Source organism: Rossellomorea sp. LJF3 (genome assembly GCF_037046045.1).
Taxonomy (GTDB): domain Bacteria; phylum Bacillota; class Bacilli; order Bacillales; family Bacillaceae_B; genus Rossellomorea.
Genome location: NZ_JBANLY010000003.1, coordinates 255,389 through 279,315, shown reverse-complemented (window position 1 = coordinate 279,315; position 23,927 = coordinate 255,389). Strand labels below are relative to the sequence as shown.

At 42.1% G+C, this 23,927-nt stretch carries 29 protein-coding genes; 21 read left to right on the top strand and 8 right to left on the bottom strand.

Going from position 1 to position 23,927, the window contains the following annotated elements; translation table 11 throughout:
* The first annotated feature begins 245 nt into the window (after positions 1-245).
* Positions 246-1,154, top strand: a complete 909-nt coding sequence (gene ctaG, locus V8G47_RS05300; RefSeq protein ID WP_336199161.1) for a cytochrome c oxidase assembly factor CtaG — start codon at positions 246-248, stop codon at positions 1,152-1,154.
* A 101-nt stretch (positions 1,155-1,255) separates the two neighbouring features.
* The gene (locus V8G47_RS05295; protein WP_336199160.1) at positions 1,256-1,717 is read left to right on the top strand and encodes a DUF420 domain-containing protein; all 462 of its coding nucleotides are present in this window, start codon (positions 1,256-1,258) and stop codon (positions 1,715-1,717) included.
* An 80-nt stretch (positions 1,718-1,797) separates the two neighbouring features.
* Here the strand turns inward: V8G47_RS05295 and ytvI are convergent, their stop codons facing one another.
* Both ytvI and V8G47_RS05285 read right to left on the bottom strand, forming a co-directional pair.
* Positions 1,798-2,856, bottom strand: coding sequence for a sporulation integral membrane protein YtvI (ytvI, locus tag V8G47_RS05290; RefSeq protein ID WP_336199159.1), 1,059 nt, complete (start codon positions 2,854-2,856; stop codon positions 1,798-1,800).
* Between the two features lie 192 nt (positions 2,857-3,048).
* Positions 3,049-3,408 (bottom strand): YugN family protein, encoded by a 360-nt coding sequence (locus V8G47_RS05285; protein ID WP_079531576.1) that lies wholly within the window; start codon positions 3,406-3,408, stop codon positions 3,049-3,051.
* A 427-nt stretch (positions 3,409-3,835) separates the two neighbouring features.
* Between V8G47_RS05285 and V8G47_RS05280 the strand changes: the two genes are divergently transcribed.
* Positions 3,836-4,879 (top strand): CAP domain-containing protein, encoded by a 1,044-nt coding sequence (locus tag V8G47_RS05280; RefSeq protein ID WP_336199158.1) that lies wholly within the window; start codon positions 3,836-3,838, stop codon positions 4,877-4,879.
* Between the two features lie 36 nt (positions 4,880-4,915).
* On the opposite strand, the gene V8G47_RS05275 is transcribed toward V8G47_RS05280, so the two are convergent.
* Positions 4,916-5,404 carry a PaaI family thioesterase gene (locus V8G47_RS05275; protein WP_336199157.1) on the bottom strand — a complete coding sequence of 163 codons (489 nt, stop codon included), beginning with the start codon at positions 5,402-5,404 and terminating at the stop codon, positions 4,916-4,918.
* 162 nt (positions 5,405-5,566) lie between these two features.
* On the opposite strand from V8G47_RS05275, the gene V8G47_RS05270 reads away from it, so the two are divergent.
* The 4 genes from V8G47_RS05270 to V8G47_RS05255 all read left to right on the top strand — a co-directional run bounded on the left by V8G47_RS05270 (position 5,567) and on the right by V8G47_RS05255 (position 7,307).
* Positions 5,567-5,989, top strand: a complete 423-nt coding sequence (locus tag V8G47_RS05270) for a YlbD family protein (RefSeq protein WP_098440871.1) — start codon at positions 5,567-5,569, stop codon at positions 5,987-5,989.
* Between the two features lie 10 nt (positions 5,990-5,999).
* A complete protein-coding gene (locus tag V8G47_RS05265; RefSeq protein WP_336199156.1) occupies positions 6,000-6,242 on the top strand; it encodes a YlbE-like family protein in 243 nt (80 codons plus the stop codon).
* 93 nt (positions 6,243-6,335) lie between these two features.
* Positions 6,336-6,728 (top strand): membrane lipoprotein lipid attachment site-containing protein, encoded by a 393-nt coding sequence (locus V8G47_RS05260; protein WP_336199155.1) that lies wholly within the window; start codon positions 6,336-6,338, stop codon positions 6,726-6,728.
* 132 nt (positions 6,729-6,860) lie between these two features.
* On the top strand, positions 6,861-7,307 hold the full coding sequence (locus tag V8G47_RS05255; protein WP_034755927.1) for a YlbF family regulator: 447 nt from the start codon (positions 6,861-6,863) through the stop codon (positions 7,305-7,307).
* 61 nt (positions 7,308-7,368) lie between these two features.
* On the opposite strand, the gene V8G47_RS05250 is transcribed toward V8G47_RS05255, so the two are convergent.
* Positions 7,369-7,680, bottom strand: a complete 312-nt coding sequence (locus tag V8G47_RS05250) for a hypothetical protein (protein ID WP_336199154.1) — start codon at positions 7,678-7,680, stop codon at positions 7,369-7,371.
* Positions 7,681-7,815: 135 nt separating this feature from the next.
* Between V8G47_RS05250 and V8G47_RS05245 the strand changes: the two genes are divergently transcribed.
* Positions 7,816-8,091 carry a YlbG family protein gene (locus tag V8G47_RS05245; protein ID WP_336199153.1) on the top strand — a complete coding sequence of 92 codons (276 nt, stop codon included), beginning with the start codon at positions 7,816-7,818 and terminating at the stop codon, positions 8,089-8,091.
* Positions 8,092-8,171: 80 nt separating this feature from the next.
* Here the strand turns inward: V8G47_RS05245 and V8G47_RS05240 are convergent, their stop codons facing one another.
* Positions 8,172-8,561: a DUF7147 family protein gene (locus tag V8G47_RS05240; RefSeq protein WP_336199152.1), complete on the bottom strand. Its 390-nt coding sequence runs from the start codon at positions 8,559-8,561 to the stop codon at positions 8,172-8,174.
* A gap of 193 nt (positions 8,562-8,754) precedes the next feature.
* On the opposite strand from V8G47_RS05240, the gene V8G47_RS05235 reads away from it, so the two are divergent.
* The 3 genes from V8G47_RS05235 to coaD all read left to right on the top strand — a co-directional run bounded on the left by V8G47_RS05235 (position 8,755) and on the right by coaD (position 11,498).
* Positions 8,755-10,161, top strand: coding sequence for a hypothetical protein (locus V8G47_RS05235; protein WP_336199151.1), 1,407 nt, complete (start codon positions 8,755-8,757; stop codon positions 10,159-10,161).
* Positions 10,162-10,423: 262 nt separating this feature from the next.
* The gene (rsmD, locus tag V8G47_RS05230; protein ID WP_336199150.1) at positions 10,424-10,978 is read left to right on the top strand and encodes a 16S rRNA (guanine(966)-N(2))-methyltransferase RsmD; all 555 of its coding nucleotides are present in this window, start codon (positions 10,424-10,426) and stop codon (positions 10,976-10,978) included.
* 34 nt (positions 10,979-11,012) lie between these two features.
* Positions 11,013-11,498, top strand: a complete 486-nt coding sequence (gene coaD, locus V8G47_RS05225) for a pantetheine-phosphate adenylyltransferase (RefSeq protein WP_060669926.1) — start codon at positions 11,013-11,015, stop codon at positions 11,496-11,498.
* A gap of 78 nt (positions 11,499-11,576) precedes the next feature.
* Here the strand turns inward: coaD and ylbJ are convergent, their stop codons facing one another.
* Positions 11,577-12,797, bottom strand: coding sequence for a sporulation integral membrane protein YlbJ (gene ylbJ / locus V8G47_RS05220; RefSeq protein ID WP_336199149.1), 1,221 nt, complete (start codon positions 12,795-12,797; stop codon positions 11,577-11,579).
* A 175-nt stretch (positions 12,798-12,972) separates the two neighbouring features.
* On the opposite strand from ylbJ, the gene V8G47_RS05215 reads away from it, so the two are divergent.
* Together V8G47_RS05215 and V8G47_RS05210 are read left to right on the top strand one after the other, a co-directional pair.
* On the top strand, positions 12,973-13,752 hold the full coding sequence (locus V8G47_RS05215) for a patatin-like phospholipase family protein (protein WP_336199148.1): 780 nt from the start codon (positions 12,973-12,975) through the stop codon (positions 13,750-13,752).
* Between the two features lie 5 nt (positions 13,753-13,757).
* The gene (locus tag V8G47_RS05210) at positions 13,758-14,801 is read left to right on the top strand and encodes a SepM family pheromone-processing serine protease (protein ID WP_336199147.1); all 1,044 of its coding nucleotides are present in this window, start codon (positions 13,758-13,760) and stop codon (positions 14,799-14,801) included.
* A gap of 45 nt (positions 14,802-14,846) precedes the next feature.
* Here the strand turns inward: V8G47_RS05210 and V8G47_RS05205 are convergent, their stop codons facing one another.
* The gene (locus tag V8G47_RS05205; protein ID WP_336199146.1) at positions 14,847-16,064 is read right to left on the bottom strand and encodes a nucleotidyltransferase; all 1,218 of its coding nucleotides are present in this window, start codon (positions 16,062-16,064) and stop codon (positions 14,847-14,849) included.
* Positions 16,065-16,460: 396 nt separating this feature from the next.
* Here V8G47_RS05205 and V8G47_RS05200 point away from each other — a divergent pair, with 396 nt between their 5' ends.
* From V8G47_RS05200 to V8G47_RS05185, 4 genes are all read left to right on the top strand, one after another.
* Positions 16,461-17,003, top strand: coding sequence for a YceD family protein (locus V8G47_RS05200; RefSeq protein WP_336199145.1), 543 nt, complete (start codon positions 16,461-16,463; stop codon positions 17,001-17,003).
* Between the two features lie 64 nt (positions 17,004-17,067).
* Positions 17,068-17,241: a 50S ribosomal protein L32 gene (gene rpmF / locus V8G47_RS05195; protein WP_034755898.1), complete on the top strand. Its 174-nt coding sequence runs from the start codon at positions 17,068-17,070 to the stop codon at positions 17,239-17,241.
* A gap of 131 nt (positions 17,242-17,372) precedes the next feature.
* Complete coding sequence (locus V8G47_RS05190; RefSeq protein WP_336199144.1) at positions 17,373-18,131, top strand: enoyl-CoA hydratase/isomerase family protein; 759 nt, start codon at positions 17,373-17,375, stop codon at positions 18,129-18,131.
* A 127-nt stretch (positions 18,132-18,258) separates the two neighbouring features.
* Positions 18,259-18,870, top strand: coding sequence for an RsfA family transcriptional regulator (locus V8G47_RS05185; protein WP_336199143.1), 612 nt, complete (start codon positions 18,259-18,261; stop codon positions 18,868-18,870).
* A 47-nt stretch (positions 18,871-18,917) separates the two neighbouring features.
* On the opposite strand, the gene V8G47_RS05180 is transcribed toward V8G47_RS05185, so the two are convergent.
* Entirely contained in the window at positions 18,918-19,394 is a 477-nt protein-coding gene (locus V8G47_RS05180; RefSeq protein WP_336199142.1) for an N-acetyltransferase, read from the bottom strand.
* Between the two features lie 232 nt (positions 19,395-19,626).
* Between V8G47_RS05180 and V8G47_RS05175 the strand changes: the two genes are divergently transcribed.
* From V8G47_RS05175 to V8G47_RS05160, 4 genes are all read left to right on the top strand, one after another.
* Complete coding sequence (locus V8G47_RS05175; RefSeq protein ID WP_336199141.1) at positions 19,627-20,976, top strand: acetyl-CoA carboxylase biotin carboxylase subunit; 1,350 nt, start codon at positions 19,627-19,629, stop codon at positions 20,974-20,976.
* Positions 20,977-21,038: 62 nt separating this feature from the next.
* Positions 21,039-21,254 (top strand): biotin/lipoyl-binding carrier protein, encoded by a 216-nt coding sequence (locus tag V8G47_RS05170; protein ID WP_079531546.1) that lies wholly within the window; start codon positions 21,039-21,041, stop codon positions 21,252-21,254.
* 94 nt (positions 21,255-21,348) lie between these two features.
* Positions 21,349-22,890, top strand: coding sequence for an acyl-CoA carboxylase subunit beta (locus V8G47_RS05165; protein WP_336199140.1), 1,542 nt, complete (start codon positions 21,349-21,351; stop codon positions 22,888-22,890).
* Between the two features lie 139 nt (positions 22,891-23,029).
* Positions 23,030-23,926 carry a 2-dehydropantoate 2-reductase gene (locus V8G47_RS05160; RefSeq protein WP_336199139.1) on the top strand — a complete coding sequence of 299 codons (897 nt, stop codon included), beginning with the start codon at positions 23,030-23,032 and terminating at the stop codon, positions 23,924-23,926.
* The last annotated feature ends 1 nt before the right edge of the window (position 23,927 follow it).

Here is a 23,927-nt window from a genome sequence, read left to right as displayed (position 1 = left end):
GTTTTCGAGCTAAAATACTATTAACACATAAGTATAAAAGATTGGGTTCACATATTGGATAAGGGTGAAGCAACATTCACTTCACCCCAACATTTGACGTTGAACCTTTTTTTGTGCTTGTCGGGCCTGACCAACCCGCCTCCGCTTTTCGATTTGTTCAAGAACTTGTCATTACCTTACGTTGAAGTGGGGGAGGGTTGTCAGTATAATGGGGGTAGGTGTTAATTGTGAAATGAGGTGAGAAGATGCCTTTGGGTATTTTTGGTTTTATGGCGTTATGGAGCCCGTTTTTTCTTATGACGCTGGTGTTTATGACGGTACTCTATTTTTTGATTACGATAAAGTGGAGGGGGAGCTTCAGGGATAACAGGAAGCTGTCTGGAAAGGAAGCAGCGTTCTTCCTTGTTTCGATGGTGTTATTATATGCCATCAAGGGTTCGCCTGTTGAGGTTCTGAGCGGGATATTGTTTTCTGCTCATATGACACAGATGGCATTTTTATATCTTGTCTTTACTCCATTATTGATTTTGGGAATACCGGATTGGGTTTGGAAGGCAACGATTGAATTGCCGGTCGTGAAACAAATATTCAGCTTTATGACCAAGCCGCTGATTTCCTTATTGTCATTCAATCTGGTTTTTTCGATTTACCATATCCCGTTAATTTTTGATAACGTACGTACCGATGTCACTCTACACGCTTTGACCACGTCCGTATTATTCATTCTTGCCGTCTTTATGTGGTGGCCACTGATTAATCCGGTAGATGAAGATATTGAATTAAGTGGATTAAAACGAATCGGGTATATCTTGGGAAGCGCTGTGTTATTGACACCGGCATGCGGATTGATCATCTTTGCGGAAAACCCGATGTATGCGACCTACTATGATCCAAACGAATGGCTCCAAGCGTTATCTCTATGTGTGCCTGTGAATACACTGGAAGGATTGACACTTACTGGTCCGGAATTATTTACGTCCATGTCGACTCTCAATGATCAGCAGCTCGGAGGAGTCCTGATGAAGATTATTCAGGAAATCGTGTTTGGTGTCGTTCTATTTAACTTGTTCTTCCAATGGTATAGAAAGGATCAGGAGCAGCAAGAGAAGCTTTCTTATGATCCGGTTGCAGATTCAACCCTGCCAGAACAATAAATGCGTATACAGGGATATCAGGGGAGTGTGGTTATTCCTGTATGTACATAGGTATCTTGAAAGATGCTGGTTAGAATTTTTTAGAAAAGAGAGGAAACGAGATGGATTTACCTATTTTACCTACCATTAGCACGAGTTTCATCGTGTTAAGTGCTGTTACTGTTGCAATAGGCTGGTGGCAGATTACACAAAGAAAGATTGAACAACATCAGAAAACGATGACACTTGCGGGAATCTTCGCCCTTATCTTTTTCGTTATCTACTTAAGCAGGACGATTTTTGTCGGGAACACATCATTTGGCGGTCCTGATGACATCAAGGTCTATTATACGATCTTCCTGGTCTTTCATATTACTCTCGCGACCACAGGCGCCGTATTCGGTATCTTAAGCCTTTGGACAGGGTATAAAGATCGCCTGAAAACCCATCGCAAGCTTGGTCCGATTACAAGCTTCATCTGGTTTTTTACGGCCATCACAGGGGTTGCCGTTTACCTTCTGCTTTACGTTTTCTACAAAGGTGGAGAGACAACGTCCGTTATCAGGGCAATACTCGGTTATTAATATAAACCGCTATGTGAATCAAGCACATAGCGGTTTTTTTGTATAAAAAAGCAAATCCCGATACAGCGGGATTTGCCTTTTTATACTTTGAAATTTGTTTTAATGATACCTGCTTCTTTTGCGGAGTTAAACACAATGAGAAGCAATGGGCCGATAATGAATCCCAATACCCCAAATAGCTTAAGGCCGAGATACATGGCGATGAGCGTAGCAAGGGGGGACAATCCGATATGGCTTCCCATGACCTTCGGCTCTACGGTTCTTCTGATGATCAACAATATGGCAGCCAGCACCGCTAATTGGGTTCCGAGGGCGATGTTTCCGGTCAAGAGATGGAAGATTGCCCAGGGGCCCAATACAACGATGGAACCGATCAGTGGGATGAAATCAATCACCCAGATGATGAGTGACATGACAATTGCCACATCAGGAGCTATGAAAAGAAGACCGATCAAGGAAACGATGAAGATAATGATACTGACGAGAAATTGCGCCTTAAAGAATCCAAATATGACGTAGGTAAGTCTGGACGTCATGAATGTTACTTTCTCAGCTGTTCTTTCTGTCAGATGACCATAAATGGATTTCTTGATCCTGGGCAGATCCAGCATGAATAGAAAAAGTGCGATTAAGTAGACGAGAAAACTTACCAGATAGTTCGGTATATACGATAAAAACACGCTGATTCTTTCGATGTTGAATGAATTAAGAATCTTTGTTTTACCACTCTCCAGAAAGCTCTGGACATCATCACTGAAGCTCTTGACCAATTCATCGGGAAGGTCCTCGGTTGCATTCAACAATCGATCTTCATAATCCAGCCAGATATCGCTTAATTGATTAACGTATTTGGGTGCATCTTCAATAAGCTTAATTCCTTCTCCTACCACTTTAGTGGTGACGAAAAACGTGGAAACACTGATGAGGAGCAGAAACAGAATGAAAACGGAAAGGACTGCGAATCTCCGTTTTGTTGAAAAGCGTTTTTGGATAAAACCTACGGCAGGCTCAAGAAAAAGAGCGGTGATGATCGCAGTGATCAAAGTTACGGATACCGGCAGAATAAAAAATGCAATTAATGCTATCAGTAAGATGACCAATGAGATCATCCATACTTTTTTAGTGAAAAACTTGGACAATGGTGTACCCCTTTCTAACAGGAACCTCTTCTTTTTATTATATTAGAGTCAGAGAAGAATGAACAGTGGGAAGAAAGTGAAATTTTGAAGGTTTTGTTTCCGTTTAGATCAGGTGGTGATGAAGTGCTTTCGTACAAAAAGACCATATAGAAAAGACTGTCCACAAGGCAGACAGTCTTTTTTAAAGGTATATTACCATGCAAAGTTCGTTGCATCTTTTTTAACATCAGCTAAGAGCTTTTCGCAAGAAGTGACAAGATGTTTAGGGAACTCTTCACCTTCACCGTATTCAACTCCGTGCGGATAGTAATGTTTCCCGAGTAGGGGAGTCATTAATTGGATAACGGCGTCATGCTTTCCGATATCCCCCTCGACTGCAAGGCCCTGGATCCGTAAATAGAAAATGCCTTCTCTAATTTCAAATTTACGGTCATAAGTTACACGCTCGTAATCCCATTGGCCTGCTCGGACCAGTCCATGAGATTCCATGATTTCGTCCAATCGGTTTAAATCGACTTTTAAGCTTTCAAATTCAGTTGCTTCAAAACGCATAATATTTTCCTCCTATATTGGCTTGCATGAGAATGACGGATACTTTGTTACCCCCATGCTGTCCGTATCGTAGAAGCATTTATATCGGTGTATGTACATTGATACTAAATGCGGTATTTCTCATTCTTAATAATAGTGGAAAAAACTTTATCTTGCAATGTCTTGAATCATTTGAATTGGGTGATTTTTAAAAAATGGATAACTTTTCACGGGATGTACATCCCATTATACAAAGGTTTATATGATTTGTTGTACAATAAAGGTTGAGGGAGGGTACATGTTTTAGAACGAAGGGAAATATGCTATCCTTTATTGTAGACACGATTTCTATAAACAATTTTAGTGGTATACTATTTTTAGATAAGTAGACCTGTTTTTTCAAGGGGAGAAGAGAGGAGGGGAGATCCTGAAAACGGTTTTACGTGTTTTGATCATATTTGTCATTATTTTAATTATTGGTATTTATCAAGGTCAAAAGCAGGAAAATAAACCATTAAAGGGACCAGAAACCCAAACTCTTAAGGAAGACAAAGAGAACCAGGTGAATCAATCCATTGGGACACCAGGGGAAAGACCGGCTTCAGGCTTATCCACCTGGATAGGCAAAGATACGAAAATGGTAAAGGAAGCATTTGGGGAGCCGGAAAGAGTCGAACCGAGTCCGTACGGATATGAATGGTGGGTTTATCCGATTTCAACGAAACAATACATACAAATGGGTGTTTTAGATCATAAGGTGGTTACCCTATATGCCATCGGGAATCAGGTGGATGTCGCCCCTTATAAGCTTGGACAGCGCTTGGAAGATATTTATCGTTTTACCATTGTTGAATCTGAAATTGTTGTGAACGATGATTCAGGAGCCTATCAATTTGAATTGAATGAAGAAGATTTGAATACCCGTCTGCTTGTACCTCTCGGAAATATCTATGCTCAGCTTTATTTGGATAAAATCACAAGCCGACTGACGAGTATCCGATTTCTGGACAGCCGCACATTGATCGAGATGCATCCGTACGAAATGATGTATCGGGGTGAGCTCGCTGAGGAAACGGAACCGAGTGAAGAGGAATGGGATAAGGTGAATACTGCAAGCGAACAGCAGATATTTGATATTACGAATGTAATCAGACATCAGTTTGATGAAGAATCTCTCAAGTGGGATGAAAAAACCGCGGAGGTAGCCAGGGGACATAGTAAAGAAATGTATGAGGAGGATTACTTCTCCCATGATTCACCTATCCTTGGGGATCTTACTCAGCGTCTGGAACTAGGGGATGTGCGTTTTAAGACAGCTGGGGAAAACATTGCGTCCCAGTATATGGATGCACCGGAAGCCGTACATGGCTGGCTCAATTCAGAAGGTCACAGGAAGATCCTGCTGGAGAAGAATTTCACGCATCTTGGCGTAGGTGTTTACAAACGATTTTATACCCAGAATTTCATAGAGAAAATGGAAGAGGAAGAATAAAAAGGTGGGTTCTCCAGAACGGAGAACCCGCCTTTTTTATTGATTCTTCTTGAAAATAAAAAAAGAACCTGTTGAGTGAGCTACGATTTTCCCGTCTGAACTTACCACTTTCCCGTCCACTACAATCGTTTTGCTTCCTTGATGAACGACTGTCGCATGGGCAGTGAGGCGTTCACCTACACCGGGTGCCAGATAATGGACATTTAAGTTTGTCGTCACTGCGCCGTACCCTTCGGGAAGCATCATGTTCGCTAAGGTACCCATGGCTGTATCCACTAGGGTAGCGGTTACACCACCATGTACAATTTCCAGTGAGTTATGTGTAACGGGAGTGATTGGGATGCTTACCTCAAAGTTTCCGTCCGCCATATTTCTGTCCATGGCGAAAATTCCGCCGATGATTGATCCATTTTCACTGTTTTTCTTTCGTTGTATACCTTCGAGCAGCTGTTTCATAACCAGGAGGTCCTCATCGGTAGCTCCTGTCATACATTCATTAAATAATTTTTGTACCTGTTCTCTCATTTTTTAACATCCTTTTAAAGTATTCACAGTCAGCACTGAACTGTTGGGAAACACATGTGTGAATTACATGTAAATATTACTACAAAAAGGAATGTATCACCATTCTTTTCAACTTTTCATAAAGTGTAGTAGGTAGAAGCCTGTAATGGAGGTGTTCATATTATGGGGAAATCATTACACCCTAAAGTCAAAGAATTTAAAGGTTTTGTGAAAAAGCACCCGAAAATCATAAAGGATGTACGAAACGGCGATGCTAATTGGCAGGATCTCTTTGAAGACTGGTATTTGCTTGGGGAAGACGACACAAGGTGGGATAAATATAGGACAGAGTCAGCGAAAGAAAATGAAAAGACATCGACCAATTCCGAAAGTAAAGGGGGGTGGATGGATCAGGTGGGAGAAATGGTGAAGAAAATGGATGCTAATCAATTGCAGCAGCATATCAACAGTTTGAGTGAAGCCCTTGGGACTGTTCAGGGCGTGCTCAGTCAATTTCAATCAGGTAACAATAGGGGATCTGGGACAGCGACCAAAACGGAAGCGCCATCCAAACCTTCCCATCCTTTTTCTTTCCGAAAAGATTAGGGGGTAAAATATGAGACCGGACATCATTGAATATATTTATGGCAAAGAAGACCTGAAATTATTCCTCAGGGATCAACCCCAGTGGTACCGCACACTTTCCCGAAATCCCAATGAATTAGAAAAATTTGAGATCGCGTCCATCAATCATTTTCAAAAAACGATTCCACACAGGGTTCAAAAATTTTCGAATGGAGTCCAGATGGCTTCCATGATGATCAGTATGTTTCAATCAATGAATAGTGCCGACGATTAAGGTGCTATTTTTTTTGTCTTCATTTGGACAATCAATATGTGAGTAAAAAAGGGATCGATAGGGCAAGGCTATAGGTAAGGAGTGGTGTAAACGATGAAGAAAATGATCATGTTAGCCTTCGCTTTACTTGTATTAAGTGGTTGTAAGGAAAAGATGCCAGAGCCGGAAAGCTTCTCGTTCTCTAAAAAGGTGGAGGCAGCCAATCGAGAGCAAAAGACTGTTTCCATCAAACATATGGTCCAGGGAAATCAAGTGTATATAGAGTGCATTGTACCAGGTGTTACATTCACAACAGAAAAAAAGGGAGCGAAAAAAGGGAAAATCATTGTCCGGTCCAATACAGGGAATTTGTATAAAGAATATCATACCGCCGCCTTTGTCATTAAAGGATTACCGAAGGGTGTACACCTTTTGAATGTTGAAATTGTAGGGAAAAACAACCAATCATTTGGGATGAAGGAACAATTTTATGTGACAATTCAATAAGGGATCCAGCACTTCACCGCCACATTTAGGCGGTGTTTTTTTTATTCGTTATCATGGAATTTGAAATATCGAATTTGCCTATTCGCTTCCTTCCGAGAAACATGTTAAAATATCGTTACGGAGGTGGGCGTTATGCTTGCTACTATTGAAAGAATGGAAATATTGGATTCAGCTGACGAATTATCTCAGTGGATAGTAGAATCTGATGTGGCAGAGAATTATCGTAAGTCTTTATATAAACTGCGTAACAACTCTGAAACCCAGCGAAAGGTCCAAACCTTTTCACGGATGAAAGAGAGTTACGAAGAAGTACAACGCTTTGGCAGATACCATCCTGACTACAAAACCATCATGAAGGAAATCCGGGAAGTTAAGAGAGAGATGGATCTTGATGAGAATGTGGCAGAGTTCCGCAGAGCCGAAAACGAGTTGCAGGATCTTCTTGATCAGGTGAGCCTTGTAATCGGACATTCCGTTTCTAAAAATGTAAAGGTTCCTTCAGGTAATCCTTTCTTCTCAAGTGGGGGATCCTGCGGGGGAGGCTGCGGTTCAGGTGGAAGCTGCGGTTGTTCGGCGTGACAAAACAAACAAAAGAAAGAGCGGACTGAAAATGTCTGCTCTTTCTTTTGTTTCAAGGCACCTATTTTAACCGCACACAATCCACACAGAGATTCCCACAACAAAACATTTTTTCCTGGGGAACAAAGAACCGGTGTCGATACACATATAATGATTCCTCTTTCCTGAAAAAAATAGTATCAGAATGCAGTCTCTTTCCACGCATGGCTTTAGCCGACCATTTTTTGATGCAGTATTCAATATCATTTTTCGGTTTCTTTGATCGAATATAGATGAATGGAATGCCGGCACTCCATCTTACTTGTGCTTCTTCAATTCCTTCTTCTTCCTTCAGGTGCCCGATGAAATAGTCCCAAATCACATTCAAGTCCATGTAGGCCCTCCATTCTCTCGATATGCAGTATTTACTTTACACTCCATTTAAGGAAAGATCATGCCATTACTTATTGCTTACCCACACGCTATTATGCTAGACTTAAAAAAAAGTGATTCCTAGAGGGGAAACTATATGTTAACAGAAAGACAAGGTTTAGTTGTTTGGTTACATAGCTTGAAGCATGCCAAGTCCCTTAGACGATTTGGAAATGTTCACTATGTATCAAAGAAAATGAAATATGTTGTGCTGTATTGTAATCAGGACGAAATTGACTCTGTGATGGATAGAATCTCTGCTTATTCATACGTGAAAAGAGTCGATCCTTCCTTTAAGCCCTTTATCAAGTCCGTTTTTGAAAATTCACGACCTGATAAAGCGAAGGAATATGATTACAAAATGGGATTTTAAGAATGGCTGCCAAAGAATGTTGTTTTGGCAGCTTTTTTCATTGGACCGTCAGATCAAGCTTTTTGAGACGCAGACGACGGTCATTGCAAAGGCAGGATATAATGATTCAACCGCAAAATGGCAATCAAATGCTGATAGTACAGGGCATTTTCCGGAAATAGAGTCGACGGCTTAACATCCATTTGTATGATGACCCTGCCAAGCTTTTCTGCTGTCTCTTCAAATAGTGAGTAGCGCTGGTTCGGTGTTATATTCGGATTTGGAATTCCTTCCCTGCATACATAAATGGCTTGGAATTTCCCTTGTTCCGTCGGTTTCATCACAAGGGCCAAAGAAGTGACAGCGCGGTCCTTCACAATTGTATGGAATGCCAGCATATGCTGCAAGCGTTCTTCATTCGCTTCCGCAAGCTCCAATAGCTCATAAATATCTGAATAACCTTCTCCTAATTCAATAAAACGTTGAATCATTGTATTATTCCCCTTTTCTTACCAAGTTCATCAATTCCTTATTATTTCAAAACTAAAGACATAAGTAAAGATGGTAAATATGATCATATCAATAGGCTTTTTATTGAAAATATGGTCTTTTCACAAATATGTACCACTATTATCCTTATACTTCTGCTATTCTTTAAGTAGTAAACGGAGGTAAGGGTATAGTATGAGACGATTTGTGTTCACTTTCGGTTTTTTGATGATCCTGGCCAGTTCCGGTATTCTCTTCTTTCAATGGATGGGTTTTACGACAGAGAGTGCGGGTGAGTCGGGTATTGTTGAGGTAAGTCAATCCTATTCCATCATTCATAAAGAAGGCAAGTTTGAAGTGACTCAGACGATTCACTTTCCATCAAGCATTCCTTCTGATCCCCTCCTGATCAAATGGCCGGAGGGAGCAGGGAACTTTACCTGTAAAGATAAAGAAAAAACCAATTGTTTAACGAAAGAAAACGGTGAATTTTATGTAAGTACCTTGGATCAGGATCCTCAGGAAATCACCATAACCTATTCATTAAAGAAGTCTCGGAAAGCTGACAGTGTGATATTAAGAAATTGGTATCCTGTACTTTCGGGGATTTCAACCCTCAAGACAGATATCGAGTTAACGGAAAAGACCTTAAGAAACGGAAAATGGATAGCGGGGTATCCATCATCAAACCATAAAAAACTGGATTACATCGATTATTACTTCTTCAGTGGCAGAGGGGAACCTTCAGATTTAGTGTGGACAAAAGAATCATGGAAAGAAAGTGGGTCGCGGGCAGTTAAGGTATTGACTGAGGAAGGGGATCCAGCCGGATTTGATAAGCTGGATTCTCTGGAATCAGCTGACGGCTTTGTGACTGTCCTCATTTCTGGAAAAATCAAACCTTTTAAGTCCCCTCATCTCATCGTGTTGAATGATGCATACGGGGAAGAAGTGAAAAGTATAAGGCAAAGCTTGTTGTACCAAACTTTGTCCTCAAGGGATGAAGATGCCTGGATGAAGGAATTGGTTGTCAGCATCCTGCTTAATGAACCTCCAAACTCTTCCAAACCGGCATGGGCATACAAGCAGTTAAAAGAGGGTCTGAGCCCGTCGGAGTGGGATGGTCTTAGACAAAAAGTAAGGAACCAAACCGTAGACCGTAACATGTTGGATGATGCAGTCAGTAAAGTGACAGGGTTCAAGTGCTCTTTTTTTGCTGACAGTTTGAAAGGAAATGACCATCCATTGCTTATTCTGAAGGCGAGCAAGCCGATAATGGTCAATCAGAAATCAATTCAGCTATCATACGTTTCTTATCAGCAAAAGGAATACGTTCAATTCCCTGAGGCAGTAGAGGCCATGGGAATAAAAATGAAAGAACTGCAGCCTGGCGTATACTTCACTTCTGTAGAGGGGAATACCTTAAGGTTTTATATAAATGAAGATTATTTCATTTATAATGAAGAAAATTACGGATTAATGGGGAAGCCGGTTCAAAAGATAGGGGATACCATCTATATGGATATCCACTGGTTTGGGAAATTGTTCAATGCGGAAGTGAAAAACAAGGAAAATGCAATCGAAATCTTAAAGAGAATGTAAAAAGCCCTGCAGAACTTTCTGCAGGGTCCTTCTATATCCATCTCTGGAAAGAAGGCAAAGGGAGAGGAGAAACCGGAGGAAGAACTTATGGGGAATCGTAAGTCTTCTCCGCGGTTGGCAACAACATCAGTTAGGATGCTGTTACATTCATTATCACCTATCAAAATGATTTTATACATTTTTGATGCAAATTCCGAATGTGGCGATATGTGTCGAGATATGATAGGATAGGGAGGAAAAAATACATATATGGTGGATGATTATGAGAGTCATATCAGGTACGTTAAAGGGCAGGCCGTTAAAAGCTGTTGCTGGAAGTGGAACAAGGCCCACAACAGATAAGGTGAAAGAATCGATATTTAATATGTTGGGTCCCTATTTTAAAGGTGGGACAGGATTGGATTTGTTTGCAGGAAGCGGCGGTTTGGGCATTGAAGCATTAAGTCGCGGACTCGATTCCGTCATTTTTGTGGATAGGGATCAAAAGGCTTTCCAAACGGTAAAGGCCAATCTTAAAGACTGTGATCTGATGGACCAAAGTGAAGTATATCGAAATGAAGCTACGAGAGCGTTAAAGGCGATACTAAAAAGAGAAATAGTCTTTGACTATATATTTCTGGATCCTCCTTACAAACAGCAGAAGCTTCAACAACTCCTGGTATTCATCGACGAACACAACCTTCTGAATGAAAGCGGTTTCGTTATGTGTGAGCATGGATCGGAAATAACATTAGAAGATAGAGTGGGAAGCTTGAAAAAGATAAGGGAAGAGACCTATGGAATCATCAGGATATCGATATTTTCCAAGGGAGAATGATAGAGGATTACGATAAAGAGTGGGAGGTAAGAAAATGCCAAGTATAGCAGTTTGTCCGGGAAGCTTTGATCCCATTACATACGGACATTTGGATATTATTACACGGGGTGCAAAGGTTTTTGATGAAATGTATGTGGTAGTATTAAATAATTCTTCAAAAAAACCACTTTTTTCGGTAGAGGAACGAATCGAATTGATTCGGGAAGTAACCAGGGATATACCAAACGTGGTAGTCGATTCATTTCAAGGCTTGTTGGTCGATTATGCAAAAAGTGTAAATGCAAAAGCGATAATCAGGGGATTAAGGGCGGTATCGGACTTTGAATATGAAATGCAGATCACGTCCATGAACCGGGTACTGGATGATGAAATAGAAACGTTCTTCATCATGACGAATAACCAGTATTCTTTCTTAAGCTCGAGTATTGTCAAAGAAGTGGCTAAATACGGGGGCGATATCTCTGAACTTGTACCGAAGCGTGTAGAAGAATCATTAAAGACAAAATATCAGCGTGACTAACTATACAGGGTTGATCCAACTGTAGACCTTACATCTTCACTAACTTTGAAATCGGTCTAAGTGGGTCAACCCTGTTTTTCAATGATTCACATGTTTTCGTGCATATAGAACCATGTATACGATCAGACTTGAAATCGTGAGAATGGGACCTGCTGTCTTGAACCAATAGAGCATGTCGGTCCAAAATGCGTGGTTGTGCCTGGCGAATACCGGGATGGCGTTGGAAAGCTGTTCATCGGAAAACCTATCATATATGGGCTTCCAAATGAGAATGGTAATGATGGATGCGGCAAACCCGTGAACTAAGCGTGCGTAGAAGAAAGGCTTAAATTGAATATCCGTATCTGCAAGGATACTTGCGACCTGTGCCTGGACACTGAAACCGCTGAAGCCTAATATAAAGCTTGTGATGATCGCTTGGTGGAGGAGGGTGGCTTCCGTTACACCGCTTGTGAGTTTTGATCCCAATGTGATTTCAAAGAGTCCTGAAATAAATGGGATACTTAACTGCTCGGGTAATTGCAGAAGGTTAAATAAAGCCGATAGACCCTCGGCAAAAAAAGTCGTGATGTTCAGATGATACAACATTTTATTAATGACAGAAAATAAGATGATGAATCCACCGATCATTAATAAAGTTTGAATGGATGAAGTGACGGCATCCCCCAATAGTTTGCCGATGGGGCGTTTGTCCTGCAGTCTTGTCCGGTGAAGTGCCGAGAATGCTTCCCGTAGGATGAAACCCTTCCTTTTTGTCTGGCGGCTTCTGATTTCCTCTTTCTCTTTAGCTCCATAGAATCTCATGACGACTCCCACACAAATGTTCCCGATATAATGAGCAGCTGCTAACACAATGCCCAGTGTAGCGTTTTGGAAGAACCCGACGGACACTGCTCCGAATATAAATAACGGATTGGAAGAGTTCGTGAATGAAACGAGTCGTTCCGCTTCCAATTTCGAAATTTGTTCTTCCTGACGCAGCCTGGCCGTCAATTTAGCTCCTGCAGGAAACCCCGATGCCATCCCCATTGCCCACACAAACCCTCCTACTCCCGGGACCCGGAATAATGGTCTCATCAAGGGCTCCAGCATTACTCCTATAAACCGGACAACCCCAAATCCGATCAGCATTTCAGATACAATGAAAAACGGCAATAACGAAGGAAAGACGATTTCCCACCACATGTCCAAACCTCTGATGGATGCCTCCAATGATTCCCCGGGCATCAAGATGAGAGATGTGGCAAATACCGTCACACTTATGGATAAAGCCAAGGTTTTGATTTTAGATTTGAACAACAGGACTTCCTCCCCTAAGAAAATAGTTCCTTCTATCTCAATTCCTTGTGATATGGGAAAAGAATGATAAAATGAGATTAATTCAACTTGTCCTCATATTATTCAATATACTCATACATAAATGAAATAGACCATATGATGAATAGACCGATGACTCGGGAAAAGGGGGAAGGGCATGGGTAGACCAAAGATCGGATTGGCCCTCGGCTCGGGTGGCGCAAGGGGATTTGCTCATCTAGGCGTCTTGAAAGCCTTTGATGATGCCAACATACCGATTGATATGATTGCAGGCAGCAGCATGGGGGCGCTTGTCGGCTGCTTCTATGGGGTGGGTCACAAGATGGAAGACCTCTACAAGCTTTCCACTACCTTCAGAAGAAAGTATTACTTGGACTTTACCGTCCCGAAAATGGGGTTCATATCTGGTAAGAGAATAAAAGAGTTCATTCAGCTATTTACCCATAATAAAAATATCGAAGAATTGAATATCCCTGTAAGTGTTGTGGCAACTGACATTACGAATGGAGAAAAAGTCATATTTACCACCGGTCCAATAGCAAGCGCAGTGCGGGCAAGTATCTCTATACCAGGTATTTTTGTGCCTGAAAGGATAAATGGCCGTCTATTGGTGGACGGGGGGGTCATTGACCGGGTGCCGGTTTCGGTGGTGAAAGAAATGGGAGCGGATATTGTGATCGGGGTCGATGTGTCCCATGTGAAACGTAATGCAGAAATAACCACCATATATGACGTGATCATGCAAAGTATTGATATCCTCCAACTGGAAATCGTCGCTCACCGTGAATTTGCTTCTGATTTCATGATCAGACCACATGTAGAAATGTACAGCACCAGAGCTTTTAAAAACATTGAAGAAATCATCGATATGGGAGAAGAAGAAGCAAAGAAGGCTATTCCTTCCATCAAGGAAGCTCTGGACAATTGGAAGGAGTAAAAAATATGAAAACAAAAACGCTGATAAGAACCCTGCTCATCATGACCATCATTATGGTCGCCACTTCTTTTTATTATCTTCCTTTCTATGTTACGAAACCCGGGAATGCACATGAACTTGATCCAATCGTCCACGTCGAGAATGGATATGAAGACGATGGGGAACTAATGCTGACAACTGTCAGGATGGGAAGGGCGAATATATATGCCTATCTAATGGCGAGCATAAGGAAATATGAATATATTTTTCCGGTAGAGGAGATAAGGAGTCCACATGAAAGCGATGAAGAATACAATCTTCGCCAACTTCAGCTCATGAATAACTCCCAAACCCATGCCATTGAAGTGGCATATAAAAAAGCAGGCAAACCGTATGAATATAAATATAAAGGGATTTATGTATTAAATATATATCCGGACATGCCAGCTGAAAAAGTTTTGAAACCTGGCGACCGGATCACCGCCATCGACGGTCAAACGTTTCAGTCCTCACAAGAGTTCATTGATTACGTAAGTGGGAAAACAAAAGGGGATAAAGTGGACATAACGTTCGTCCGGAATAAAGAGGAAAAGGTTGAAACGATTCCACTGGAAGCATTTCCCGATGTCCCAGATAAGATTGGCCTCGGCATCACATTAAGCGATGATAAAGAAATCATAACAGATCCACCCGTAAAGCTTCAGACCGAAGAAATAGGGGGACCTTCAGCCGGATTGATGTTCAGTTTGGAAATCTATGATCAACTGACGAAGGAAGATCTGGCTAAAGGGCACAGGATTGCCGGGACCGGGACGATCTCAGAAGATGGTGTGGTCGGTCGTATCGGTGGCATCGAACAAAAAATCATTGCTGCTGATAAAGCGGATGCCGAATACTTCCTTGCACCGGATGAAACCATTACAAAAGAAATGAAGAAAAAATACCCTGATTTAGAATCCAACTATACCGCTGCGAAAAGAACAGCTGAAGATATCGGTACGGATATGAAAGTGATACCAGTAAAAACATTTGATGAAGCACTGTCCTTCCTCAAATCAATCGAAAACTGAACAAAGAGACTGCCTTCCGATTCGGGGGCAGTCTCTTTGTTTGAATCACAGTGTCTTCATGATAGGCGGTTGAGACCACTCTTGTCGCAGAAGTCTTTTTCGTGCGTTTGGATCCTGCAGGCCAAATGAATAGATTTCAGCGGCCTTCACATCCAGATGGATATCATGTTGATCCGCACTGGATAGCTTACTGATCAAAGGAAGGGACAGATTCTTTTTACGGGAGTGGATAAATTCCCTTCCTCTGTCATTCATCCCTAACAGGCGAATATATCTTGGAGAGTCATGACGGCTCCTCATCTCTTCTTTATGTGTATCGGTTAAAACGTGAAGGAGCATTCTTTGAAGGCGTGTCCACGTGTAACGCTTCGTCTTAAGCTTCGTCATGAATTCCTCAAATGACAAGGAAGACTTCGCATATTCTACCATCCGGTTTTCTATTCCCTCTTCTATTTCATATATATCCCTCAACTCACCTTTTGAAGAGGAAAGAAGCTTGTATTGAAGCAGGGTCCAATAATTCTCCCACCTGTGGAATCCCCCAAACTCGCCTTTATACTTATCCAGTTCCTGCACAGAGCTGGACGGAAGGTAAGATTCGATCTCGTGGTCCCCCCGGGTACTGAATATACTTTTTCGAATGCTGGTCGCACTGGCAATGGAAGGGGAAGAGAAATGTTCATCATGGTAACCGGCTGATTCCCGCGTAATGGTATACGCTTCTAATGAAGAGCCAAGCTCATTCCTTGCCTCCAAATAGTGAAATCCCAAGATGTTGTTGGGTTTACTTAAATCGATGACAGAATCCTGATTTCCCAATTTCCGAAAGGCACCGGCCAGTGCTGAAGGATAGCTCATCCCTTCCTGGATAAATTCCTTTATGTACGCATCGTATTGCTTCTGGTGTGTATGGATGAATTGAATCGTCTTTAAGAACGCATCAATATCCCCATCTTCGCTTCCGAAACAGAAGCTTTCACAGCCAATTCGGTCCAGGAGTGAAATGGCCCCTTTTGAAAAAATTTCTGCATGCTGAGTCGCAAAACAATATGGAAGCTCTATCACAACGTCCACTCCGGCATCCAGTGCCATCCGGGTACGGGCCCATTTGGAAACGAGTGCAGGCTCACCGCGCTGTAGGAAGTGCCCACTCATCACGGCAACGACAACATCCGCCCCGGCAGCGGCCCTTGTTTCCTTCAAGTGATGCAAATGTCCATTATGAAACGGATTATACTCCACAACTACCCCTGTCGCCTTCATAAAAACCACACAACCTTTCCATAATCAGTCACACATTCTTTATAGTAGAAAATTAACGTACTCAAATATCATATTTCATTGAATCTAACTAAATATAACATATTTAATGATTCTGCCTTTCAGTTAGATTGGAAAGACTATTCTTTAGAATCAAAGAGGGGATCGTAGCGGAAGCCACTTGACTCCTGCGGGAAAGAGAGGAACGGTCCTATCTTTAATTTGTACCCATTTGCTTCTTGATAGAAAGAATCATAACGAATATAATAAAATATTTGAAAGTCCTTATATTTAAACGTTATAATTACAACACTATGGTTAAAGAGAGTGTAAAGAAAAAATATTGACAAACGGTATTATGAAAGCTATAATTACCTTTGTTGCCTTGAGGTGATTACATTGAAATGGTCAATAATCCAATTACAAAAATTCAGAGACAAGGGACTTTCCATAGACGAAACGATTAATTTGGACGAACTGAAAGAAATCGATCCCCAAATTATAGAAGTCTCCCCTATTCGGGTGTCTGGAAAGGCAGATATCGGTTCAAACCGTGTCACTTTTCATCTCCATATAGAAGGAAAGTTAGTCCTGCCTTGCTCAAGAACCCTTGTGGATGTCGATTTACCAGTTGACATCAATACGATTGAGACGTATCTTCTAAATGAAGCTGATTATGATCAGTATGAGGAAGAAGAAGTACATCGTATGCAAGGTGATGTTATTGATTTAAAACCGGCTATCAGAGAATTGCTGTTACTTGAGATTCCGATGCAGGTAATCAGTGATGAAGCGAGAGAACAAGATGAGATGCCTTCCGGTAAGAACTGGGAAGTGATGACCGAAGAACAGGCTCATGAAGTCGAACAAGAGGAACAGAAGAAAGTAGATCCTCGACTCGCTGACTTAGCAAAACTTCTTGATCAAAACAAGAACTCTTAAAAGCGAAGTACCAGCTCGACTGGCTTCATAATGAGTATGAATCTCTTTTAAGGAGGTGGGAAGAATGGCAGTACCTTTTAGAAGAACTTCTAAAACAGCAAAAAGACAACGTCGTACACACTTCAAACTAAGTGTACCTGGTATGGTAGCATGCCCAAACTGTGGTGAGATGAAACTAGCACACCGTGTTTGTAAAGAGTGCGGAACGTATAAAGGAAAAGAAGTTGTAAGCAAATAATCGCTTATACCGCTAAAAAGCGTGAAGAGACCATGGCTCTTCACGCTTTTTTGTTGTATCTAAAGAAAAGGTCTGTTCAACGGATCGGGAAAACCATACACTTTATGTAAGATAGAAGGGGGTTTTTGAAAGTGGGAGAATATGTATTACATATGAACAATGAAGGAATATTGGAGTTTATTATTGATCGACCGGATAAACGAAACGCAGTAAGCTACGAAATCATGAATGGGCTTCAGAAGGCGATGGATGAGTGCGTTCAAAACGATCATGTAAAAGCCCTCGTTATTACCGGAAGCGGAGCCCGTGCTTTCTGTTCCGGGGGAGACTTGTCACAATTTCACAATCTGAAAACAGAAAGTGAAAGCTACGAAATGCTCAGTAAAATGGGCAGCCTCCTTACGAGACTCGCCTTTCTGCCTAAACCTACCATTGCCTTCATCAATGGGACTGCCATTGGAGGGGGATGTGAAATCGCCGCTGCGTGTGATTTCAGAGTTGCAAGAAGAACCGCAAAGATGGGGTTCGTTCAAGGGAATCTTGCCATCACCACCGGATGGGGAGGAGGGACCCTGCTCCTTGAAAGACTGCCTGTATCAAAAGCCATGTCTCTTTTAATGACGGCACGTCTGGAAAAGGCAGAAGCACTTCATGAAATGGGGTTCGTAGATGAAGTGGTGGATGAAATGGTACCCCTGCATGAAGTACCATTTATTCAAATGATTTCGTCTAAATCTGCAGGGGTCTTGATGGCATATAAGCGGCAACTCCTTAATCGATGGAATACAAAGAGGATAGAAGCGAATATCCAGGAGGAAATCAAACAATGCTCCAAACTGTGGGCACATGATGAGCACCACAAAGCAGTGGATCAATTTTTATCTAAATAGTTGAAGTCACAGAAAGGAGCAGGTGAAAACCGGTTCCTTTTTTGTATGTTAAAAATAGTGATGCTGATTCTATCTTCTCTAGTAAGAGCATATGTATGGAGAAACTGACGAAATAGGGGGGATGGAAATGTCTTCAAATAGACAGGATGCCTGGAGCCAGGATGAAGATGTATTGTTAGCGGAAGTGGTGTTGCGTCATATACGTGAAGGTGGTACCCAGCTGCAAGCGTTTGAAGAAGTAGGAAAAAAACTATCAAGGACATCCGCGGCATGCGGCTTTCGTTGGAATTCATTTGTTCGTAAACAATATAAATCCGGAATCGAATTGGCAAAGAAACAGAGAAAGCAATCCAAGAAACATTCTCTGCCAAAGAAGACATTTGAAGAAAAGCAGGAAATCCCGACGGTTGAAAGTGCGTCGGAGTCTCCGGAAGCATTTTCGATGGGAAGTATGATTCAGTACCTTCAAAAAGCGGAGGAAGCCGTCCGTAACGAGGAGAAAGTACGAAATGAAAACAATCAGCTTCACGAACAAATCTCACAACTGCAGGAAAAGCTTAAGGAAACAGAAGAAGAGTTGAAAGAGTATGAAGAAAAATTCAATCTCCTAGAAGAAGATCATAAATCTTTATTAACCATCTTTGAAAAAGCGAGAAAGATGGCCCTGCTCCAAGGAAATGAAGACAAAGTGAAATTTCAGATGGATAAGAACGGTAATTTACAAAGATTGAATAAATGAATTGAAAAAGGCTGACTCAAGTGTACTTGAGCAAGCCTTTTTGTGTATTAACTGATTTTCTGTTCTTTAACCCCTTCAGGGAACCATACGTATGGATTTTCACCTAAATCTCTTTCCACTTCGTATGTTACGGCTTCAAACCCCATCTTCTCCCAGAACCCTTGAGATTTTATACGGGAGTTTGTCTTGATCGGCAATCCGAAGGTCTTGGCGAATTCCACTAATGCTTTTCCGTAGCTTTTATTCTGGTATTTTGGCAATACTTCCAGCTTCCAAAGCTCCAGGTAATTTTGGGGAGGATCGAAGTACTGATCAAAGCGGGCATTGCGTTGATAAAGACTCATTCTGGCAACCAGCGTATCCCCGAAGTAAATTCCGTAAAACGGAGATTCACTATCGTTTTCAATGATATTCGCCTGCAGGTCCTCAAGCATGGATAATTCCTGTACGCCATATTCTTTAAATTTCTTAAACTCCTCTAGAGTTTTATAGTTTACTTTTAATTTTTCCACTTTCACTGCCATGGTATGACCTCCTAAAATGCTGAAAAATGATTCTTTGAATACAAGAAGAATGTTGTATCCGTTTGCAATTTGTTTACTATTAGAACTAGTATTTATTATTATTATATAACAAAATAACAAAAAATTCTGCACTTAATTAAGAAAACGTTTACAATGGAGAAGAAGGATTTCGACGATTTTTGTAGAATTCGTATTATGAACAGGTGTGTTCCATGAAGAAAGGGGAGAGATTGTGCAGAAGATATTAATTGCAAACAGGGGAGAAATCGCTTCTAGGATCATCAAAACATGTAAACAATTAAACATTCAAACAGTCGCGGTTTATTCAGATGCAGATCAGGATATGCCCTTTGTGAAAGAGGCGGATGTTGCATTCCGCATAGGTGAATCACAAGTGAACCGTTCATACTTAGTGGTGGACAATATACTGGAGGTTGCAAAGAAGGAAAAAGTGGATGGAATCCATCCCGGGTACGGCCTGCTCTCGGAAAATGCCGACTTCGCGAAGAGGGTTTCCGAAGAGGGCTTTACTTTTATTGGTCCTGCCCATGACATCATTGAGAAAATGGGAGATAAGGTAGAGGCAAGAAAAGTGATGCAGGATGCGTCTGTTCCTGTAGTGCCGGGAAGCGACGGAGGAGTCGGTACCATAGAGGCTGCTAAAGAGGTGGCGAATGAAATCGGCTACCCCGTGATGCTGAAGGCAAGTGGCGGTGGCGGTGGAATCGGTATGATCCGCTGTGAAAATGAGCAAGCGCTCGTTCAAAGCTTCGATTCTACTAAAAACCGTGCTAAAGCCTATTTCGGGAAAGAGGAAGTCTTCCTTGAGAAATGTATAGAGAATGCGAGACATGTAGAAGTACAAATCTTCGGTGATCATCATGGAAATCTCGTTCACCTATTCGAACGGAATTGTTCCGTGCAACGAAGGAATCAGAAAGTGATAGAGGAATCACCTTCTCCCGGCCTTTCTCAAGAAACGAAGGAGAAGATGTTCACCGCTGCCATACAGGCTGGAAAGGCAGTGAATTACACGAATGCAGGAACGGTGGAGTTTATCGTTGATGAAGAGGAGAATTTTTACTTCCTTGAAATGAATACCCGCCTTCAAGTAGAGCATCCGGTCACTGAAACGATCACGGGGCTCGATCTCGTGAAATGGCAGCTGCTGGTAGCAAGCGGAGAGCCTCTGCCCCTTTGCAGGCAGGAAGAAATCCAGAATGCCGGTCATGCGATTGAGTTCAGGGTATATGCCGAAGATCCCAAGACGTTTTACCCTTCTCCTGGCAAGTTGACAGAATTGGAATGGGGCGAAGGTGAAGGTGTCCGGATTGACAGCGGATACGAAAAGGGGAACAATGTGACTCCATTCTATGATCCGATGATATCCAAGTGTATCATCCAGGGGAATGATCGACAGGATGCACTGGACAAAGCAAAGGCTTTCTTTGCGGGGGTAACGGTTGAAGGGGTCAAAACGAATGTCAGTCTTTTCAGGGATATACTTGAAGACAACGGGTTTAAAGAAGGATCATATACGACCAAATGGCTTCAGGACTTCTTGACAGCCAACCGTACGTAATGTGGGTGCGGGATGATCCGCACCTCAATCAAACATAAGAAGACAAACTGGAGGAATCAATCATGAAGGAAATCACATCAACAATGGCAGGGACGGTACTAAATGTTTTAGTGGAACAAGGTGGAGAGGTGTCTACCGGGGATACAGTTCTAATGCTTGAATCTATGAAAATGGAAATTCCCGTTGAAGCTGAAGCGGGCGGGAAAGTCACAGAGATTAAAGTAAATGTAGGGGACTTCGTGAATGAAGGGGATGTATTGCTTATAATCGAAGGATGATCCGGTTAAAACAATGAGTCAGAAATCGTTTGCGGTTTCTGGCTTGTTTATGAGCCGTTCTTGTATTTTTACATAAAACGACGGAGGGGATAAAATGTCAACATCTAAAACGATCATCAATACTCTTGAAGAAACAAGGGAAAGAATTGCTTCCGGTGGTCAGCCTAAATATCATGAGAAATTGAAAGAACAGAAGAAGATGTTTGTCCGGGATCGCCTGGAACAATTATTTGATAATGGGGATTATCAGGAAGATGGGATGTTTGCCAATAATAAGGCTGACGATTTACCGGCTGATGGTGTTGTGACGGCGATCGGAAAAGTAGGGGGGCAGACGGTGTGCGTCATGGCCAATGATTCCACGGTCAAAGCCGGATCCTGGGGTGCAAGGACGGTTGAGAAAATCATCCGGATCCAGGAAACGGCACTCAATTTAAAAGTGCCTATCTTCTATTTAGTGGACTCTGCAGGCGCACGTATCACCGATCAGTTAGATATGTTTCCGAATCGTCGGGGTGCCGGCAAAATATTTCATAACCAAGTGAAGATGTCCGGGATGGTTCCACAGATTTGCGTCCTTTTTGGACCATCAGCAGCCGGAGGAGCATATATTCCTGCATTCTGTGACATCGTCATCATGGTGGATGGGAATGCGTCAATGTACCTTGGATCGCCTCGCATGGCCGAAAAGGTGATTGGGGAGAAGGTGACCCTTGAAGAAATGGGCGGTGCAAGAATGCATTGTACGGTCAGTGGGTGTGGTGACCTGCTTGCTGCTTCCGAAGAGGAGGCAATTGAAGAGGCGAAAAGGTATTTAAGTTATTTCCCGGCAAATTATCAACACAAGCCAAAGGTGTCCGACGGACTTGCACCTAAGCATGAAAAGCTCCTCGAAGACATCATCCCGGAACATCAAAATGCTCCATTCAATATGTATGATTGCATCGATACGTTGATTGATGAAGGGAGCTTCTTTGAAATGAAAAAGCTATTCGCTCCTGAATTGATCACTGGTTTCGGGCGACTTGACGGGAAGGTAGTGGGGATCATTGCCAATCAACCGAAAGTGAAGGGTGGAGTCCTTTTCCATGATTCTGCGGATAAGGGGGCTAAATTCATTCAATTATGCGATGCTTTCCATATTCCTTTGTTGTTCCTTGCTGATGTACCCGGATTCATGATCGGGACCAAGGTGGAAAGAGCGGGTATTATCCGCCACGGTGCAAAATTGATAGCAGCCATGAGTTCGGCAACGGTAACAAAAATTTCTGTGATTGTAAGGAAAGCTTATGGAGCAGGTTTATATGCCATGGCCGGTCCTGCTTTCGACCCGGATGTCTGTATTGCCCTTCCTACGGCTCAAATTGCCGTAATGGGTCCTGAGGCGGCGGTGAATGCGGTATATTCCAACAAGATCCAGGCAATCGAAGATCCGAAAGAAAGGATTCAGTATGTCCAGGAAAAACAGAAGGAATATAAGGAGCATATCGACATTTATAAATTGGCTTCTGAATTAATTGTAGATGAAATCACTGCCCCGAATGAATTACGCTCCGTATTGATCCAACGTTATAGGCTTTATGAAACAAAGGATGTCAATTTCAGTGAAAGAAAACATCCTGTATATCCTGTATAAGGACATATAATTGCCGGGCTCGTTCCTTTGGGACGGGCCCTTTCTTTCGGAGAGGATTGATTCTTTCTGCCTATAACCGTTTTCTCTCTGAGAAAGATTTGGTAAAATGTTCATAAACGATGAAAAAGAAGGAGTTTGTATGAAAATTGGAATCATTGGAGGAGGAGCGGTCGGCCTTTTATTTGCCGGTTATCTGGGCCGGTTATTTGATGTTACCCTTATCGTGAGGAGGGAGTCTCAAGTCCGCTCACTATTGGAAAATGGGGTTACCATATATAAAGAAGGGTCGGCAATCACTACCAGGGTCGGAGCAGTACAAGAAACCGAAACGCAGAAGGATTTGGATCTAGTGATCGTGGCTGTGAAGGAATATGATCTCCCGCTTCTTAGAAGGAATCTTGTCGAACTCGGCTCTTATGTTCCCCTTCTGTTTGTTCAAAACGGGATAGGTCATGTTGATTGGGTGAAATCATTACCTCATCGTCATCTGATCGCCGGCTCAGTGGACCATGGGGCAATGAAGGAAAATGACGCCGCTGTTCATCATTTAGGGGAAGCAGAGACGAATATTGCGTTAATTAGAGGAAATTGGCATGTAATAGAAGAAATAGTATCAAAGAGTAATGATTCCTTCCGGTTTTCAATCCAGCCAGACTTCGAGAAAATGCTCCTGACTAAGTTATTCGTCAATGTATTAATCAACCCGCTGACAGCTTTAACTGGTGTGACGAACGGTAAACTTGTTGAAAACCCTTATTTCCATGGATTACAGAAGGATTTATTCAACGAAATGCTTCTCCTTTTTCCTCAAATGAAAGGGAATATTTCCTTTGAAAAAGTAGTCGATATCTGCAGGAATACATATCAAAACAGATCTTCCATGTTAAAAGACATAGAATCACAAAGAAGGACGGAAATTGAATCGATCATTGGTGTCCTTCTCGAGAAAGCGCAAAAAGAACACCATTTTGTACCCATCATGAATCTACTTTACAAATTAGTTAAAGGAATAGAAAGAGAAGGTCTGGGGGGATAAA

What these genes read in the sequence shown, in the direction of transcription:
- ctaG (WP_336199161.1), top strand. Translation starts at nt 246, where the DNA reads ATGCCTTTGGGTATTTTTGGTTTTATGGCGTTATGGAGCCCGTTTTTT.
- V8G47_RS05295 (WP_336199160.1), top strand. Translation starts at nt 1,256, where the DNA reads ATGGATTTACCTATTTTACCTACCATTAGCACGAGTTTCATCGTGTTA.
- V8G47_RS05285 (WP_079531576.1), bottom strand. Translation starts at nt 3,408, where the DNA reads ATGCGTTTTGAAGCAACTGAATTTGAAAGCTTAAAAGTCGATTTAAAC.
- V8G47_RS05275 (WP_336199157.1), bottom strand. Translation starts at nt 5,404, where the DNA reads ATGAGAGAACAGGTACAAAAATTATTTAATGAATGTATGACAGGAGCT.
- V8G47_RS05270 (WP_098440871.1), top strand. Translation starts at nt 5,567, where the DNA reads ATGGGGAAATCATTACACCCTAAAGTCAAAGAATTTAAAGGTTTTGTG.
- V8G47_RS05265 (WP_336199156.1), top strand. Translation starts at nt 6,000, where the DNA reads ATGAGACCGGACATCATTGAATATATTTATGGCAAAGAAGACCTGAAA.
- V8G47_RS05260 (WP_336199155.1), top strand. Translation starts at nt 6,336, where the DNA reads ATGAAGAAAATGATCATGTTAGCCTTCGCTTTACTTGTATTAAGTGGT.
- V8G47_RS05255 (WP_034755927.1), top strand. Translation starts at nt 6,861, where the DNA reads ATGCTTGCTACTATTGAAAGAATGGAAATATTGGATTCAGCTGACGAA.
- V8G47_RS05250 (WP_336199154.1), bottom strand. Translation starts at nt 7,680, where the DNA reads ATGGACTTGAATGTGATTTGGGACTATTTCATCGGGCACCTGAAGGAA.
- V8G47_RS05245 (WP_336199153.1), top strand. Translation starts at nt 7,816, where the DNA reads ATGTTAACAGAAAGACAAGGTTTAGTTGTTTGGTTACATAGCTTGAAG.
- V8G47_RS05240 (WP_336199152.1), bottom strand. Translation starts at nt 8,561, where the DNA reads ATGATTCAACGTTTTATTGAATTAGGAGAAGGTTATTCAGATATTTAT.
- V8G47_RS05235 (WP_336199151.1), top strand. Translation starts at nt 8,755, where the DNA reads ATGAGACGATTTGTGTTCACTTTCGGTTTTTTGATGATCCTGGCCAGT.
- rsmD (WP_336199150.1), top strand. Translation starts at nt 10,424, where the DNA reads ATGAGAGTCATATCAGGTACGTTAAAGGGCAGGCCGTTAAAAGCTGTT.
- coaD (WP_060669926.1), top strand. Translation starts at nt 11,013, where the DNA reads ATGCCAAGTATAGCAGTTTGTCCGGGAAGCTTTGATCCCATTACATAC.
- V8G47_RS05215 (WP_336199148.1), top strand. Translation starts at nt 12,973, where the DNA reads ATGGGTAGACCAAAGATCGGATTGGCCCTCGGCTCGGGTGGCGCAAGG.
- V8G47_RS05210 (WP_336199147.1), top strand. Translation starts at nt 13,758, where the DNA reads ATGAAAACAAAAACGCTGATAAGAACCCTGCTCATCATGACCATCATT.
- V8G47_RS05205 (WP_336199146.1), bottom strand. Translation starts at nt 16,064, where the DNA reads ATGAAGGCGACAGGGGTAGTTGTGGAGTATAATCCGTTTCATAATGGA.
- rpmF (WP_034755898.1), top strand. Translation starts at nt 17,068, where the DNA reads ATGGCAGTACCTTTTAGAAGAACTTCTAAAACAGCAAAAAGACAACGT.
- V8G47_RS05185 (WP_336199143.1), top strand. Translation starts at nt 18,259, where the DNA reads ATGTCTTCAAATAGACAGGATGCCTGGAGCCAGGATGAAGATGTATTG.
- V8G47_RS05180 (WP_336199142.1), bottom strand. Translation starts at nt 19,394, where the DNA reads ATGGCAGTGAAAGTGGAAAAATTAAAAGTAAACTATAAAACTCTAGAG.
- V8G47_RS05170 (WP_079531546.1), top strand. Translation starts at nt 21,039, where the DNA reads ATGAAGGAAATCACATCAACAATGGCAGGGACGGTACTAAATGTTTTA.
- V8G47_RS05165 (WP_336199140.1), top strand. Translation starts at nt 21,349, where the DNA reads ATGTCAACATCTAAAACGATCATCAATACTCTTGAAGAAACAAGGGAA.
- V8G47_RS05160 (WP_336199139.1), top strand. Translation starts at nt 23,030, where the DNA reads ATGAAAATTGGAATCATTGGAGGAGGAGCGGTCGGCCTTTTATTTGCC.